The organism is Proteus sp. PR00224, from assembly GCF_016238105.1.
In the GTDB taxonomy this organism is placed as follows: Bacteria; Pseudomonadota; Gammaproteobacteria; order Enterobacterales; family Enterobacteriaceae; genus Proteus.
Genome location: NZ_JAEHQU010000002.1, coordinates 570597 through 588239 on the forward strand (window position 1 = coordinate 570597; position 17643 = coordinate 588239).

Genomic DNA, 17643 nt, shown 5'->3' on the forward strand with positions numbered 1-17643 from the left:
ATTCCTTTTAATTAATAAAGTTGATTATTAACATGATTGAAGAAAAATATTAGAGAAAAATATTAGGGGAAAATATTTTTATATCGTTTCTCTTCTGCTGTAATAAACAATAGTCAATTAATTAAAAGCTCGGTAGTAGCAATTCTGATAAACACTATTCTAAAAATAGAACACTGAAACATTTTATTATTGTTCTATTTTTAGGATGATGAAATCTAATTTTGATACTACTTAAATATATTAGTCGTTCTAAAATAGCACCTATAGACATTTTATAGGAACATTTTATGAAAAAGATCATAGGTATTTATAAAGCACCTCGTCAACATTGGGTTGGTGATGGTTTTCATGTTCGCTCACTCTTTAGTTATGGTAATCATGGTAAATATTTAAACCCATTTTTACTTTTAGATAGAGCTGGCCCTACTGATTTTCCTGCATCTCAAGGACATAATCGTGGTGTCGGTGAACACCCTCACCGCGGATTTGAAACGGTCACTATCGTTTATAAAGGTGAAGTTGCACACCATGATTCCACTGGAGAAGGTGGCGTAATCGGTCCAGGTGATGTGCAGTGGATGACCGCTGCTTCAGGTATTTTACATCAAGAATATCATTCTGATGCATTTACTAAAGAAGGCGGTGTGTTAGATATGGTGCAGTTGTGGGTTAACCTTCCATCTGAGGCTAAATCAGCACCTGCTGGCTATCAGTTATTAAAAGAAAGCGCGATCCCTGTACTTCCTTTGGCAGATAACGCGGGTCAATTGCGCGTTATTGCTGGGAATTATCATGATACAGATGGCGCAGCAAAAACCTTTTCACCTGTAGATGTGTGGGATCTCCAATTAAAAAGCACAAAATCAGTGACGCTGCCGACCAAGAAAGATCGCTATGTTGGCTTAGTCGTTCTACACGGTAGTGTTTATCTTGATAATCAGACCCAATTACAAACAGGTGATTTGGTTATTTTAGATAATGAAGGTGGTACTGTTAATCTTGAAGCGATTGAAGATGATGCTATCGTCTTATATCTCAGTGGTGAGCCTATTAATGAGCCTGTTGTAGGTTATGGTCCTTTTGTGATGAATAGCGAAGCACAAATCAGACAGGCCATTGATGATTTTAACCAAGGTAAATTTGGTCGTATTCCTAATGAGTAACACTTTTTTAAATACGGTATAAAGCAATAAACATTCAAACGGCTCCCTTTAATATTCGGAGCCGTTTTTATATTGTTCTACTCTTTCAATGGCGACATATTATCAGCAAGGTATTCCAGCAACACCTGAATAGCAGGTAATAACCCTTTTCTTGACGGATAAACTGCATGAATAACATCTTTAGGAAAACGCCAATTTGGCAACACTTCAATTAGCGTGCCGTCTTGTAATTCTTTTTCAACCACACTCAGTGGTAATCGCGCTATTCCTAATCCTTTTAATGTTGCTTTATAAAGCGTAATAACATCTGTTGTCGCTAATTTCGGCGTTACGTGTTGTGTGGAAACCGTACCATTTTCATGAGTCAACGTAAGTGTGTATTGTTGTGAGTGTTCGCTATTTGCCAAAATAGGATAATCTGCAAGTTGTTCTGGTGAATCAGGAAGCTCTTGCCCTTCAAATAACAGGGGACTGGCAACTAGAACACGTCGAGAATAGCCTAGAATTTTCATTGTTAAACCTGAATCATCTAGCGGTAATGCTCTTACTCGTAAAGCTAAATCAAGGCCTTCACTAATTACATCAACAGGTCGATTAATGGCTAAGATCTGAATATTAATATCTGGATATTTTTCCATAAAATCGACCAAAATATCTTGAATATAAATTTGTAATAATGCGACAGGACACGAGAGTTTAATGGTGCCATGTGGGTGCCCTTGTACCGAATAAATAATTTCTTCCGCTATTTCAGCTTCTGCAACCACATTTTTACACTGCTGATAAAATGTCTGCCCGATTTTAGTGACATGAAATTGACGAGTAGAACGATAAATCAAAGAGACATTGAGTTTCTGTTCCAAATCAGCGATACGACGACTTAGTTTAGATTTAGGTATACCTAATGTTTCTGCCGCTTGAGAAAAACCGCCAAACTCAACGACTTTCACAAAATAGTAGAGATCATTTAAATCGTACTTCATTGTGTATCACCTATTAGGTTATTTTCAATATTTAGCTGAATTGTTTCAGATATCGATATTATGGCAAAAAATAATTGTAAATATTATTTACCATTATTCAGCTATTGTTAATGACATTATAATCACATAGGTTAATAAAATAAAGGCGACCGAGAATAGTAACACAATCCGTTATAATCTTATTAATTTAATATTATAAATGTGATATGAGATAAAATTACATACCATAATTATATTTTATTTCCACCTATCATTGAATTTAGTTTTTATTATTAATGTTTAGTTATAATAATAAAAATAAAAAAACAACAATAAAAACATAAAGATAAATAATCACCCTGTATTTCAATAACATTAAGTTACATAAAATCTCTTATTTTAAAATTAAGTTAATAAATAATTTTATTTTTATGACATCAATCAATGAATATTTAATAATATGTTAATAAGATCATCTTCAATAAAAATACTTATTAGCTTTACTTTTTACTTCCGATTATTTATTTAACCTGCAACCTAATGGAATAACCTGATGAATAAATTAACTCCATTACGACCGATACCTACATTAATCGCCGTTTCTATTACCCTTATTATCTGGTTTCTTGTTCCTGTACCACAGGGGGTTGATCCCAATGCTTGGCATTTATTAGCACTCTTTGTCGGTACTATCGCCGCCATTATTGGTAAAGCACTTCCTATCGGTGCTGTATCTATTATTGCTATCGCATTAGTCGCTGTTACAGGTGTCACTAATCCTAATTCAACCAAAGCCGCTATCGGTGATGCATTAAGTGGATTTTCCAATGATCTTATCTGGTTAATTGGTATTTCCATTATGGTATCAATGAGTCTAAATAAAACGGGACTCGGCGCTAGAATTGGTTATTATTTTATTTCACTTTTTGGTAAAAGAACCATTGGAATAGCCTATTCATTAGCAATTGCAGAAACAATCTTAGCTCCTGTAACACCAAGTAATACCGCACGAGGGGGTGGGATTATTCACCCCATTATGCGATCAATTTCAGATAGTTTTAACTCTAAAGCGGAAGATGGTACAAGTGGTAAAATAGGCCGTTACCTCTCTTTAGTGAACTACAATATAAATCCTATTACTTCCGCTATGTTTATTACGGCAACAGCTCCTAACCCGCTAATTGTCAGTTTAATTATTAGTGAAACAGATCCTACACATGAGCTTAGTTGGTCTATGTGGGCAATTGCGGCTTTTGTGCCAGCTATCGTTTCATTAATTTTAATGCCTATTGTTATTTATCTACTGTATAAGCCTGAAATAACCCGCACTCCAAATGCACCTCATTTTGCCAAAGAGCGTTTAGCGCAATTAGGCCCTATTTCATTACCTGAAAAAATAACTCTTGCCGTCTTCGCCTTGTTATTAATCATGTGGGCTGGTGTCCCAGCATTATTATTTGGTGATGGATTTAGCGTTAATGCAACAACAGCAGCCTTTATTGGTTTGTCGATTTTATTATGTACTGGCGTTTTAAATTGGGATGATATTTTAAAAAACAAAGGTGCATGGGATACAGTAGTTTGGTTCTCTGCATTAGTAATGATGGCATCCTTCTTAGGAAAATTAGGATTAATTAAATGGTTGTCACTCAGTGTAGGGGCAAGTATTGATAGCATGGGTATTAGTTGGGTCAGTGGCATGATATTACTGGTACTAATTTATGTTTATTCTCATTATTTCTTTGCTAGTACTACTGCTCATATTACCGCAATGTTCGCCGCTTTTTATGCCGCAGGTTTAGCCCTTGGCGCACCACCAATGTTATTAGGGCTTATTTTGGCATTCTCATCTTCATTAATGATGTCACTCACTCATTACGGCACAGGCACCGCCCCCATTATTTTCGGTTCTGGCTACGCCACATTAGGTGAATGGTGGAAAACGGGATTTGTGATGAGTGTGGTTAACCTTATCGTTTGGATAACCCTTGGTAGCATGTGGTGGAAGGTGTTGGGATATTGGTAGGATTTAATGGTTTGATTTCAATAAATCAGAGCAAAGTTTCCCTTGCTCTGATTTAATATCGGAGTGACTTATTTTAAATTTCAGATTTAAATTTCAAATTTAAATTCTAGATTTAAATTCTAGCCTTAAATAAGAAATACGTTTAAAACAGGATGATTAAATTGAAAACCACTTCTTATTAATCTTAATCAGCGACATTCTTATCTGGCATATAAGATCCAATATTATAGGCTTCTAATTTTGGCGCTTTATCAGAATTAAGATCAAAATTAAATATCGTTATTGTGCCTGGTGTTGCGGGTAATAAAAACTCAGGTGACAAATTTAAAAATACTTTGCAGGCTGCACGAATAACACCACTATGCACAACCGCTAATAAATCACTGTCTTCTTTATGTACCCATTCCTTTAATGCCGCACCAATACGATCACAAAAATCAAACCAATTTTCACCTTTAGGTGGCGTATATGTTCCTGCTCGCCAATTTTTGTATTTATCTGCATGATGTCTTATGAGTTCTGGTTTTCGCTGTCCTGTCCATTCCCCCATATTTAACTCACGTAATAACGGCTCTTTAACCGCTTCGGGATGACCGACAATTTCTGCGGTTTGTACTGTTCGCCCTAAATCTGACGTAATAATCCTAGCGGGTGATAACAATTTAATACTCTCTTTTATCGCCATTGCTTGATTAATGCCTTTTGGTGATAAACAAGAATTAGCATGTCCTTGTAAGCGTGATTCCATATTCCATAAGGTTTCACCGTGTCTTAATAAAATTAGTCTCATTATTATTCCTTAATTTAATGGCTTAAAGACCATATCCAAGAATTTGGAACCAAGTGAATATCGCAATAGAAATTACCGATGCACCAACAAAACAGGTAATTAATCCATATTTCATTTGGTCTAATACACTAAAGTAACCACTTGAAAAATAGATGGTATTTACTTTTGAATGTGGTGGTAATGTAATGGTATATGTGAGTGTAAATGACGCGGCTAATGCTAATGTTACCGGATCCATGCCTAATGTTTTGGCAAGCGCAATAATGGCTGGAATTAATATGGTCGTTTTCACGGTTTTACTCGTAAAAATTAAATGGCTATACATACAGATAAAAACAACAACAACATAGACCATCGTCGTACTCATATTTTCGAGTCCGAGCCCATAAACCATTTTACCAATTAACCATTGCGCACCTTGTGTGGATTCTAAAGTATTACCTGCCGCATAAGCACCTGCTGCAAATATCATAAGATCCCATTTAATATTGGCTTCATTCCACGTTAATAAGCCAATACGAGGCATCAGACAGAGAATGGCAGCAATAACAGCAGTCATATAAACGCTAATTTTGAAGCCAAACATATCTTGGTGATAACTTTCGGTTGCCCATAAGAACACCGCCATTAAAAAGATATACATGGCTTTTTTCTCATTCTTAGTTAATGCACCAAGTTGAGAACGTTCTTTTTTTAATTTCTCTAGCGAACCTTCAAAATCCACTTCCCCCTTAAAAGAGAATAATTTTAATCCAATAAAAAAGGAGATAGTCATACCAACAATAGCTAATGGGAAAGAAGCAATTAACCAATCCATATAACCAATAGAACCACCGGCTTGTGAATTGATAAATCCAACTGCAATAATATTAGCCGCAGTTCCCGTCATTACACCGGATGTTGCCAAAGCATCAGCTTGTACGCCTTGCAACATCATTAATTTCCCGTAATTACTTTTTCCAGGAATTGCCTTATGTATCTCTAATAAGATCATACAAATAGGCACCATTAATGTCGCGCGTGCAGTCGTTGAGGGAACAAAGAAAACTAAGCTGAAGTTAATTAAAATAAGGACAAATAACGCTTTTTTGGGTGTTTGCCCAAATTTGGTGATCATCCATAGAGCAAAGCGTCTGGCAATATTCGATTTGATCATGGCGGACGTTAAAACAAATGCTGAAACCATCAACCAAATAACGTCATAACCTAATGTACCAAAAACCACTTTCTCTTTTGCAACAGTGCCCGTTATTGGAAGTAAGACAATAACGAGCATTGAGGTTAAATAAATGGGTAAAGATCCACACACCCATAAAATTAACGCGGCACAAAAAATAGCAATGGCTTTTTGCCCTTCAATACTTAATCCATCGGGTGTTGGCATAAAAAATAAAACGAGTAATACCAATAAAGCTAAAGGTATTCCTATTGTTTTTAAGGTTATTTTCTTACCGTTTTGTTTTGGTGATGATGGCGCTGGTTTAGCGATGTCATCTCGCTTCGCAGTCTTTTCCATAACCGATTCCTCTTAATGTGTAGGGTAGGAAGTTCAGTATAGAAATATTGAGGTATAAAGATAATTGTATTAATATATTATAACTATAAAAATAATTTATGGTGCTGAGATGAATTTAAGCCAACTTGATGCTTTTCTACTACTTGCCAACGGTTTTAATGTTACTGAAACCGCAGAGCGCCTATTCTGCACTCAACCAAGTGTCAGTATTAAAATCAGAAAACTAGAAGAAGAATTGCAAACAACGTTGTTTGAAAGGATCAATAATCGGCTTTATTTAACGCCTCAAGGTAAGGTTTATCAGCAGTACGCAACCCAAATTATTAATTTAGTAAAATCCTCTTCTGAGCATATGCGACAATTTGATGATCCCTCTAAAGGTGAAATTAAGTTTGGCGCTAGCCATTTTGTTGGCGTTTACCTATTACCTCAAATTATGGCGCAATTTAGAGAACAGTATCCAGATGTGAAATTAAGTATGGATATTTCAAGCTCAACACAACTTATCCATAAACTTGATACCCAAGAATTAGAATTTTTGATCATGTCAGATCATATCTATTTAGATCCGACGGAATATCATCTTGATACCTTTCTTATCGATCCCTTAGTGCTTATTTGTTCACCTGAACATTGGCTGTCAAAAAAGAAACATTGCAGATTTTCTGATATTGCCTCAGAAGTTTTTCTGATCAAACCAGAGCACTCTGCTACCCGTGATTTTTTATTAGATAGGATCCAAGAAAATAATAAAGAACTCAAAAATGTGATGGAAATAAATAGCTTGGAAGGAATAAAACAGGGGGTTATTCACGGTTTAGGAGTCTCAATTTTATCTCGTCTGTCTATTATGCAAGAATTAAAATCAGGTCTTTTATGTGAAATTGCATTTGATGATATCCAATTTAGCCGAGGCATTCGTTACTTTTATCATAAAGAAAAATATATCTCTCCAGCCACTAAGAATTTTTTATCTGTTTTACAATCTCAAGCTCAAATTTTAACGAAAGATATCAATAAATAAATTTATTGGCTAAATTCTTAGCTCTATTATTTTAAGGATATCGGCGTATCAATACACTCATTCAATCGTTATCATACTCACGTTTATCTCTTTCTATTAACTATTGTTTAAAAGGATTTTATGCGTAGAACACTCTCGTCTTATCACCCTATTCTTTATACTTTGAGAGTGGCACAACGTCGTTTATTTCGCTCTCTTAGTTGGCGATTTTCAAGTCGAAAATACAGCAGAGACGTTCAACCAGAACATCGGCTTTCACACCGTTATCTAAAACACACATCTAAATTAATTAGTCGCCGTGGCGAAAGTGATATCCAATTACAATACAATAAGATAACGAATCTTAAATTAGTTGAAAAAGCATTAGATGGTATCGTGATAAAATCGGGAGAGTATTTCTCTTTTTGCTATTTAATTGGTAAACCTAGCTATAAAAGAGGTTTTATTGATGGCATGCAACTCTCCTATGGTGAAGCAAGAAAAGGTGTAGGCGGTGGAATTTGTCAAGCCAGTAATTTAATACATTGGTTAGCACTACATTCTGAATTAAAAGTGATTGAAAAAGCCAATCACAGTTTTGATCCCTTTCCTGATGAAGGACGAGTCCTCCCTTTTGGCTCAGGAGCCGCTATTTTTTATAACTATGTAGATTTAATCTTATATAATCCAACGTCTTATGATTATCAAATTAGATTACATGTCGCTGAACATCAGTTAGAAGGCGAACTCCTTTGTAGCGAAGCAAGGGAATATCGTTATCATATTTATGAGAAATCTTCTTCTTTTATCAAAAAGGGAGAGCATGTGTATCGTTGTAATGAAATTTGGCGAGATATTTACACTAAAAACAATGTGGGCGCTTTTCCTCAATTAATTAAATCAGAATTATTGTATAAAAATCGTGTTGTCATAAAATATGATATTCCAGACTCAGAATTGAATTAATTCATTTAGATAAATATTTGTTGCCCACATTTTATATTCTAAAAAAGAGTATCATATTGAAACTCGTTACTTATAAAAATAAAAATCTCACCCTCTCTTTGTAATAGAGAGGTTTTTGGTGTAAAACTAAAAAACAATATTTTGTAAATATAGCTTAATTATTATTCATCTATTATTCGTCATTTAGGGATCACTATGAAATACCAAGATGTTACGAAATCACCCTGTGAGAATGCTTATTTTTTAGTTTTTAACCTCACCCACTCATCTGAAAACCGCGATACTCTGATCGATTTTTGTAATAATTTTTCTGGTTTGATACGTAGTATGAGGACACGTTTTCCTGAATTGGAAACAAGTTGTGTAATGGGATTCGGTGCAAATGCGTGGACTACATTATTTCCCAATCAGCCAAAACCCAAAGAGCTAAATACCTTTAAAGAAATTAAAGGTGACACTTATACTGCGGTTTCTACTCCAGGCGATCTCTTTTTCCATATTCGAGCCCTCAAAGTTTCAGCCTGCTACGAATTAGCGTCTATCATCAGCCAAAAGCTAAAGAATATTGTTACGCATGTTGATGAAGTTCATGGGTTTAGATATTTTGACGGCCGTTCTATTATTGGTTTTGTCGATGGAACTGAAAACCCAGAGTATGAAGATGAGCGTGCTTCTTATGCCGTTATTGGCGATGAAGATCCTGAATTTAAAGGTGGCAGTTACGCCTTTGTACAAAAATATATTCACGATATGGAAGCATGGGAAAAACAGCCCCTTATCGAACAAGAAAAAGTCATTGGTAGACACAAATTCAATGATGTGGAGTTAACCGATGAAGAAAAAGAACCCGGTTCACATAATGTTGTAACCAATATTCAAGATGAGAACGGCGAAGATTTAAAAATTGTCAGAGCCAATATGCCTTTTTCCAATCCATCTAGAAATGAATATGGTACTTACTTTATTGGTTATGCGCGTTATTTTTCAACAACTAACCGTATGTTAGAAAATATGTTTGCAGGCACACCTGAAGGCCATACCGATAAATTACTTAAATTCAGTACCCCTGTAACAGGTACATTATTCTTTGTTCCATCACCTGAATTTCTAGATGATCTAGCGTAATTTATTACAAGTAGATATATAGGCTTGTTACTTATATATCTACTTTTTTATTATGGTTTTTTCTCTGGATCAATTATAAACCGAAAACATTAACGTAAAATTCTTTGCCGTCATCGGTGCTTTCAATGGTATAAGTAATCGGAATTGAATTTTTGCCGCCTTTACCTTCAAAAGAAAGTTCCGCAGCACATGAGTAAGTATCTCTTTTCTCATCATGTTCACGAGTACGCACGCTTTCTACTTTGATCTTTATTTGATCGATCACAGCAGCCATTTTTTGATCACGAAGTTCATCTTTTGTAATATCAATGACTAAGTCTTTTGCTTCTGAGCTGTCACAAGTCGGTGTTCCACCACCACATCCCACTAAAGGTAATGCTAATGCGCTTAATAAAGCTAATTTTAGAATTCTAGTTTTCATGTTGATTATTTCTTCCTTGCTCACAAGATAAAATAAATTTTTCAATATTTTACCTAATAATTATCTCGCAACAATATAGTGAGTTAATAGTCAGAATAAGATAACGATAGAAATTAATATTTTAGTGTTAAGATAATCATTAAGTAAAACCTACAAACTTTAACGCCAATATTAATGTGCTTCGATTTCTTGTTTGTTAATCACACCAATAATATCAACACGAATATTTCGTGTATCCGCTCTTCCTTTATCATCTACTGCGCGAATACGATAGCGACTACTCTCTTTGGGATACCACTCTATTGAGCGCTGATTTTGTACTATTCCCTAGATAAGCATCATCAACAAACCAATAAATAATATTGCTGTCATTATCTGTTGTTGCATTAAATACAATTGATGTGTTTGGTGCTGAAGTACGTCTTAAAGTATAAGTGGTATTACGTAATGGCGATAATATACGAGGCGGCATTCCTGTAACTCTTTATGTTTATTTCAAGAAAATCCAGCAATTCATAATATTTATTATTAATAAAAATATGACTGGCTTGTTTTTGCCTTATTATCCATAAGATACCTTATTACTCTTACATACTCTTAATTTTTTCACACGCTTTAAAAATCGAAAAACACGAGTAAACTATTTTTATGCGAGTTATACCGCAAAAGGGATGATTTTCTTATGTTATGCACTAAAATATCTTGTTTTGCTTTGATGACCCGCGTATTTATATTTTATGTTTAAAAAAGCGTATATCTTTCCTCACTATTGCGTTAAAACATTATCTCCATCAATACTTACTATCGGATAATTAAAGAGTTTTCAGAAAAAGTGTGGATTGTCATTGAGGGTTAATCAACGATATTATAGTGATTAAAATTATTTCGCTTTCGGTCTAAAAAGATATTTGTATCATTAAAACAACTGACTGAAACCTTGTGATATGATCGTGCAAAGCTTGTGAAATAGAACGAAATGCAGTGTAACAACAGATTTTCACAAATAACTCAAAATTCAATACGTTAAGACAGACAACAACATGACTGACATTCAACATTTAGACTCCCACACACCAATGATGCAGCAGTATCTTAAGCTTAAAGCAGAGCATCCTGAAATCTTACTGTTTTATCGTATGGGTGACTTTTATGAACTGTTTTTTGATGATGCTAAAAAAGCCTCTCGCTTATTAGATATTTCATTAACAAAACGAGGTCAGTCTGCGGGCCAACCTATTCCTATGGCTGGTGTTCCTCATCACGCCGTTGAGAACTATCTCGCTAAATTGGTGCAATTAGGCGAGTCTGTCGCCATTTGTGAACAAATTGGTGATCCTGCAACAAGTAAAGGTCCTGTTGAGCGCAAAGTTATTCGTATTGTTACGCCAGGTACAGTGACTGATGAAGCCTTACTTGAAGAGCGTCAAGACAACCTTTTAGCCGCAATTTGGCAAGACAAAAATGGTGCTTTTGGCTATGCAACGTTAGATATCACATCAGGTCGTTTTCGTGTTACTGAAATGCCAGATAGTGAAAGCATGATTGCCGAATTACAACGCACCCACCCAGCCGAATTGCTCTATCCAGAAACCTTTGAGTCAATGGCTCTTATTGAGCGCCAGCAAGGTCTACGCCGTCGCCCTATTTGGGAATTTGAACCAGAAACAGCAAAACAACAACTGAATCTGCAATTTGGTACTCGTGATTTAACAGGTTTTGGTGTTGAAAATGCACATTTAGCACTCTGCGCCGCTGGGTGCTTATTACAATATGTGAAAGATACACAGCGCACTGCACTCCCTCATATCCGTAGCATCACGATGGAACGCCCTCAAGATTCAATTATTTTAGATGCCGCAACTCGTCGTAATCTCGAATTAACACAAAATCTAGCAGGGGGCACTGATAACACATTGGCATCTGTACTCGACCTTTGCGTTACCCCGATGGGCAGTCGTATGCTAAAACGTTGGATACATTCGCCATTACGCCAACGTGAACAACTTATCAAACGCCAAGATGCAATTAGTGCATTACAACCACTCTATTTTGAGTTACAGCCTTTTTTACGCCAAGTCGGTGATTTAGAACGCGTATTAGCCCGTTTAGCGTTACGATCAGCTCGTCCTCGTGATCTCTCCCGTATGCGTCATGCATTTCAGCAATATCACGATATTCATCAAGTGCTTGAACAAGCCGATATGCCTTACATTAAAGAATTACAAAAGCGCATTAGCCAGTTTGATGAATTATGTGAATTACTTGAACATGCCATTGTTGAAACACCACCTGTATTAGTACGTGACGGAGGTGTTATTGCCTCTGGTTATAATGCCGAATTAGACGAATGGCGCGCATTAGCCGATGGCGCAAGTGATTACCTTGATAAACTTGAAATTCGTGAACGTGAGAAATGGGGTATTGATACACTTAAAGTTGGCTTTAATGGTGTACATGGCTATTACATTCAAGTCAGTCGTGGGCAAAGCAATTTAGTGCCTATGCACTATGTTCGTCGTCAAACGTTGAAAAATGCTGAACGTTACATCATCCCTGAATTAAAAGAGTATGAAGACAAGGTATTAACCTCTAAAGGTAAGGCATTAGCTATCGAAAAAATGCTTTATGAAGAGATTTTTGAAAAGCTATTACCTCACCTTGCCGCATTACAAAGTAGTGCTGAGGCTTTAGCTGAAACAGATGTTCTCTCTAACCTTGCAGAACGTGCTGAATCATTAAATTATACTCGCCCAGAATTGAGTGAGAAAACAGGTATTCTGATCACTGGGGGACGTCACCCTGTTGTTGAACAAGTCCTTAGCGAACCTTTTATTTCAAATCCATTACAATTATCACCTCAACGTCGCTTACTGATAATTACAGGCCCTAATATGGGAGGGAAAAGTACTTATATGCGCCAAGCTGCATTAATTACTTTACTTGCTTATATTGGTAGCTTTGTCCCTGCTGAAAAAGCTTTAATTGGTCCAGTCGATCGTATCTTTACGCGTGTGGGTGCTTCTGATGATCTTGCTTCAGGTCGCTCTACCTTTATGGTTGAAATGACCGAAACAGCTAATATTTTGCATAATGCGACTGAAAACAGCTTGGTCTTAATGGATGAGATCGGTCGAGGTACATCCACTTATGATGGGCTATCTCTAGCTTGGGCCTGTGCTGAAAACTTAGCAAATCGAATTAAGGCAATGACACTCTTTGCAACCCACTATTTTGAATTAACCACACTGCCTGAAAAACTTGAAGGTACTGCAAACATTCACTTAGACGCAGTTGAGCATGGTGACACAATTGCCTTTATGCACAGTGTGCAAGAAGGTGCGGCAAGTAAAAGCTATGGTTTAGCTGTTGCTGCATTGGCGGGTGTTCCAAAAGAAGTTATCCGTCGAGCTAAGCAAAAATTAAAAGAGCTTGAAATGCTATCAGGCAACTCCGGCTCTGGTCATGTTGAAACATCACAGCTGATGTTATTAACAGAAGCGGAACCTTCAGAGATTGAATTAGCGTTGGATAAAATCGATCCTGATGCCCTAACACCACGACAAGCATTAGAACAACTTTATCGTTTAAAAGAGATGGCAAAATAGGCCATAAACAGTACAACATACTGATAATAAAAAAAGCTCTGTTTGATTTCACAGAGCTTTTTTATGGTTTTTTTTATAATTTATCAAACAGAGATAGTCAGAGATAAATACAACTCTACTTAATAAAAGCATGGCTATATTTCAGTCGTTCACCCAATAATAGTAAAGTATCTTCGTCGCCGTAATTATCAAACAAACGAATAAATGAAGATAAAGCAGGATTAAACATCATATCGTCATTAATTTTCTCATAAGAAGTATAATTTTTTGTTTTTAATGAGAAAACTAGCGTAGTTTGATCATCGTTACGACCTTTATTTAAAATCAAATCATCATTACTTATCATCAAATCATTTAGATATTTATAACCACTTTCATAGAAAGTTTTTAAATTTCCATCAGTTTGACGTTGAACCACAGAATAGAGATCACGAGAAGCATGTTGAGCAATAAAATAGATATCACCTTTATCATTTTGAGCAACCTCTTTAACACGCAAAGGAAGCCAGCGTGTTTTTGTTACTTCTTTATTCACTAAATTTAGCGTGATTTCTAACGTGTTTGTTGTGTAATGATGATTGTAAAAAATAACCAGAGAATCACCTGAAAGGGCATAATGAAATTGTGTAAACTCACCGAAATCCTCAGCGTAATACTGCTTCACCAGATCTTCTGTATTAACTGAATATTCCCAGCTTTCACCTTCATCTAAACTTGTCAGTATCGTCTTATTATCAACTAATACTAATTGTGATGTTGTTTGTGAAAACAGTAATTTTCCACCGATAAGCGCTAAAGGGAAGCGATAATAGCCAGCGTTAGTCTCTTGCCAAGGCATTAAATCTGCGACTGTAAACTTTGCTAAATCTATATTTTGACGCCCCTGTTCTGTAAATAATACACACTTATCAAGAACGCAATAAGCGTTATAAAAGCTACCTTGGCCTTGTGATACAAAGCGTGTGCCTTCTTTGTCAGAAAAGTACAGCGTATATTTTCTCTGATTATCTTGGCGGTGAAGTCGACCATAAATATCTACGTCATATCGCCCACTATCAGATTCAGTCTTAATTAATATCCCACTAGCAGCATAAAAAACCTTACGCCAATCATAACGAGAATAAGGATATGAAGATAACTCAGAGGCGTTTTCATTTTTCCATTGCCACTTAGAGGCAAAACCATGAAAAAGCACACCATAACAGAGCAGTAAGCTTAAAATAAATAAGCTTGTGATGATGATAAAAGGCTTACGGAAAAAAGGATTCATTGACGCAGCTCCGTAATATACAGCGGTCGCTTGTTCTCAACACATTGCTGCTGAAGTAAAAAATGGGTTTGATAACTACTATTACCTTTTTCTGAAAACAAAATATAAAGGTTTGAAAACAATGCAATTAAAAAGGCAAAGCCACTCATGATTAAACCATAGATAATACCCATTCCTAAAAAAGCATCACCAATAGAATACCAATCCCATTTATCCCAATAATTTCCATTATCATAAACATCGGAAATAGATAAACCAGCAACCATTGAGAACACAAAAATACTGACTAATGCGGTTATTAACAGCGATAAACGATATGTGCGCTGATGCCCAATATACATTTGTCCTGAAATTGAATAAGCGCCATTATCTGTATGATTATAAACCCCTAAGATAACAGGCCCTGAGTTCTTATCTTCAGCTTGCCAAAAGAACAATTCAACATCATCGCCATCAGCAAGAAACAAATTATGATCAGAATAAAATAAGCGCTCTCTATAACTTAATACAAAAGGATGTTTATTAATCAGACAGGATATTTGCATTATTACAGTCTCGCTATTGCGGGAATGTATTTGAAGTCTATTAATACTATGAATTTGTATTATTCCTCTAACTCGCTGTACTTTACTTTGCTTTATTTGAGGAAACGACTTTTTACTCAAGGTAAATGAAGGTAATGGTGCTGATTTTATTCCAGTAATAATGAGTTGCTCGCCATCTGGAGCTATCAATGCTTGCTTGGCGATGACTTTATCCAACGCCTTTATTCTCTTTCTATGTTTGGGGCTGGTGCGCTGAAAATAGCGATAAACTTTTTCTCCGATATAACTGATCCCAGCCATGACAGCACCAAATGAAATAATCATTGTGATAATGATAAAGAAATTAGGCTCTAAATAAATTAACGAGAAATAACTCCACCAGCCTCCAATCACGGTCAGAAAAAATGCAATCAATAACCATTTTTTCTGTTTTGCTGTTAGCGTGAATTTTCGTTCAGGCTCCAATCTTCCTTTTGTATCATGATAAATCCATTGCACCCAGAAACTGCCATCTTTCAGTAATTCTGCACAGATTTTAAGCTCATCACCTTGTTTTAATCGTTTAAGAAAATCTTGAGAGTTAGCAAAATCAGCTTCATTAAGATAAAAGTTTTTACCTGATGCTATTAATCTCACCATTCCCTTTGGAGAGATTTTACTTTGGCTAAAATCGCAACGCTCTAGTTTAACGTTTAAAAAATAATCTTTCATATCTTCCTTTATTACTTTCATCAGGCTGACGAGGTACAAGACTGCGCTCTTGTTTTATCGTTTTGAATCGTATAATACAAGATAAAGAAAAGCCGATTAGCAAACCCACTAATCGGCTTTGGTAATAACAATATGTCAATTAAAGCTATAAACAGAAATTGGGTGGCTAACTATGCTTTGAAAAGTGCTTCAATACATAATCCCTGACTTTGTAGAATGTCTTTTAGTCGACGTAGTCCTTCAACTTGAATTTGACGAACCCTTTCTCTTGTCAGACCAATCTCTCTACCAACATCTTCTAAAGTTTCTGCTTCATAGCCTAATAACCCGAAACGACGTGCTAATACTTCACGTTGCTTAGGATTCAATTCAAATAACCACTTTATGATATTTTCCTTGAGGTTATTATTTTGAATTGTTGCTTCCGGCCCTTCTTCATTTTCGTCAGAGATAATATCAAGTAATGCTTTATCTGAATCACCCCCAATAGGGGTATCAACAGAAGTAATACGTTCGTTTAAACGTAGCATTTTACTCACATCTTCAACTGGTTTATCCAATGTTTGTGCAATTTCTTCAACACTAGGCTCATGATCGAGTTTATGTGCTAATTCTCTTGCCGTTCTTAAATAAACATTCAGCTCTTTAACGATATGAATGGGAAGGCGGATAGTGCGGGTCTGGTTCATAATGGCACGTTCAATTGTTTGACGTATCCACCATGTCGCATAAGTTGAAAAACGAAAACCTTTTTCAGGATCGAATTTTTCAACAGCACGAATAAGACCTAAATTCCCTTCTTCAATAAGATCAAGAAGAGCAAGTCCTCGGTTTGTATAACGACGAGAAATCTTAACAACTAAACGTAGGTTACTTTCTATCATTCGTTGTCTTGAAGGAATATCACCACGTAGCGCTCTACGGGCAAAGAAAACCTCTTCTTCAGCGGTCAGCAACGGAGAATAACCAATTTCTCCTAAATAAAGCTGAGTTGCATCGAGCGCACGCTGGTTGACTCCTTCAATAAGTTCAATTTCGTCTTGAGCATCAGACTCATTTTCTGCCTCTTTTGCAGCAACTTCATCGAACTCTTCCATGTTCTCTTCAATTTCATCTGTATATAACTCGTCTACTCTTAGCGTACTTTGGCTCATCAGCTGCTCCTACCCTTGATAATTTAGGTAAACGACTCATGATTAAAGTCTGTTTACCAGTTTATCGCTGTGTCACGACACAACGGGTTTACTGATTTTCCCTTGTAACGAATTACAAAATAAAAGATAACATAATCTATTTTACTGTTAATTTTATTCTTTCTTTATTCAATATATAACTTAACTATTGAGTGCAGGTTATTAACAGTTTTTTTATTATATTTTACGTACATTTATCTATACGTAAAATTACTCTATTTGATGCGCTATTTGTGACTACTTACATCTAAAAAAACAAATAAAAACCCATAATAATAAAATAATATCCAATAATTTTTATTACGTACTATTATTAAAAAGATAATCTAATAAAGGAAATATCCACC

General features: G+C 35.8%; 14 protein-coding genes. 6 read left to right on the forward strand and 8 right to left on the reverse strand.

The genetic code is table 11. The annotated features are described in order from the left end of the window. Window positions 1-287 precede the first annotated feature (287 nt). Complete coding sequence (locus JEP71_RS05850) at window positions 288-1163, forward strand: pirin family protein (RefSeq protein ID WP_109371408.1); 876 nt, start codon at window positions 288-290, stop codon at window positions 1161-1163. A 77-nt stretch (window positions 1164-1240) separates the two neighbouring features. On the opposite strand, the gene JEP71_RS05855 is transcribed toward JEP71_RS05850, so the two are convergent. After that, on the reverse strand, window positions 1241-2146 hold the full coding sequence (locus JEP71_RS05855; protein WP_198620866.1) for a LysR substrate-binding domain-containing protein: 906 nt from the start codon (window positions 2144-2146) through the stop codon (window positions 1241-1243). A 532-nt stretch (window positions 2147-2678) separates the two neighbouring features. On the opposite strand from JEP71_RS05855, the gene JEP71_RS05860 reads away from it, so the two are divergent. Continuing rightward, window positions 2679-4151 carry an anion permease gene (locus JEP71_RS05860; RefSeq protein ID WP_196533964.1) on the forward strand — a complete coding sequence of 491 codons (1473 nt, stop codon included), beginning with the start codon at window positions 2679-2681 and terminating at the stop codon, window positions 4149-4151. 184 nt (window positions 4152-4335) lie between these two features. Here the strand turns inward: JEP71_RS05860 and JEP71_RS05865 are convergent, their stop codons facing one another. Both JEP71_RS05865 and JEP71_RS05870 read right to left on the reverse strand, forming a co-directional pair. Beyond that, window positions 4336-4941, reverse strand: coding sequence for a histidine phosphatase family protein (locus tag JEP71_RS05865; protein WP_109371414.1), 606 nt, complete (start codon window positions 4939-4941; stop codon window positions 4336-4338). A 22-nt stretch (window positions 4942-4963) separates the two neighbouring features. Continuing rightward, a complete protein-coding gene (locus tag JEP71_RS05870) occupies window positions 4964-6457 on the reverse strand; it encodes an SLC13 family permease (protein WP_196533963.1) in 1494 nt (497 codons plus the stop codon). Window positions 6458-6566: 109 nt separating this feature from the next. On the opposite strand from JEP71_RS05870, the gene JEP71_RS05875 reads away from it, so the two are divergent. From JEP71_RS05875 to JEP71_RS05885, 3 genes are all read left to right on the forward strand, one after another. Beyond that, complete coding sequence (locus tag JEP71_RS05875; RefSeq protein ID WP_198620868.1) at window positions 6567-7481, forward strand: LysR family transcriptional regulator; 915 nt, start codon at window positions 6567-6569, stop codon at window positions 7479-7481. Between the two features lie 120 nt (window positions 7482-7601). Continuing rightward, window positions 7602-8426, forward strand: a complete 825-nt coding sequence (locus tag JEP71_RS05880) for a VanW family protein (protein WP_232797521.1) — start codon at window positions 7602-7604, stop codon at window positions 8424-8426. 195 nt (window positions 8427-8621) lie between these two features. Beyond that, a complete protein-coding gene (locus tag JEP71_RS05885; protein ID WP_198625905.1) occupies window positions 8622-9551 on the forward strand; it encodes a Dyp-type peroxidase in 930 nt (309 codons plus the stop codon). Between the two features lie 73 nt (window positions 9552-9624). Here JEP71_RS05885 and JEP71_RS05890 read toward each other — a convergent pair whose 3' ends face one another. Next, window positions 9625-9972, reverse strand: a complete 348-nt coding sequence (locus tag JEP71_RS05890; protein WP_198625906.1) for a hypothetical protein — start codon at window positions 9970-9972, stop codon at window positions 9625-9627. Window positions 9973-10249: 277 nt separating this feature from the next. Next, window positions 10250-10444, reverse strand: a complete 195-nt coding sequence (locus tag JEP71_RS05895; RefSeq protein WP_198620870.1) for a hypothetical protein — start codon at window positions 10442-10444, stop codon at window positions 10250-10252. Between the two features lie 568 nt (window positions 10445-11012). On the opposite strand from JEP71_RS05895, the gene mutS reads away from it, so the two are divergent. Beyond that, window positions 11013-13577: a DNA mismatch repair protein MutS gene (gene mutS / locus JEP71_RS05900; protein WP_198620871.1), complete on the forward strand. Its 2565-nt coding sequence runs from the start codon at window positions 11013-11015 to the stop codon at window positions 13575-13577. A 115-nt stretch (window positions 13578-13692) separates the two neighbouring features. On the opposite strand, the gene JEP71_RS05905 is transcribed toward mutS, so the two are convergent. The 3 genes from JEP71_RS05905 to rpoS all read right to left on the reverse strand — a co-directional run bounded on the left by JEP71_RS05905 (window position 13693) and on the right by rpoS (window position 17257). Beyond that, the gene (locus JEP71_RS05905; protein ID WP_198625907.1) at window positions 13693-14847 is read right to left on the reverse strand and encodes a hypothetical protein; all 1155 of its coding nucleotides are present in this window, start codon (window positions 14845-14847) and stop codon (window positions 13693-13695) included. Next, entirely contained in the window at window positions 14844-16103 is a 1260-nt protein-coding gene (locus JEP71_RS05910; protein ID WP_198625908.1) for a hypothetical protein, read from the reverse strand. Before JEP71_RS05910 ends, JEP71_RS05905 begins: the two co-directional genes overlap by 4 nt. A 170-nt stretch (window positions 16104-16273) precedes the next feature. Further along, window positions 16274-17257 carry an RNA polymerase sigma factor RpoS gene (gene rpoS / locus JEP71_RS05915; protein WP_023582671.1) on the reverse strand — a complete coding sequence of 328 codons (984 nt, stop codon included), beginning with the start codon at window positions 17255-17257 and terminating at the stop codon, window positions 16274-16276. Window positions 17258-17643 lie beyond the last annotated feature (386 nt).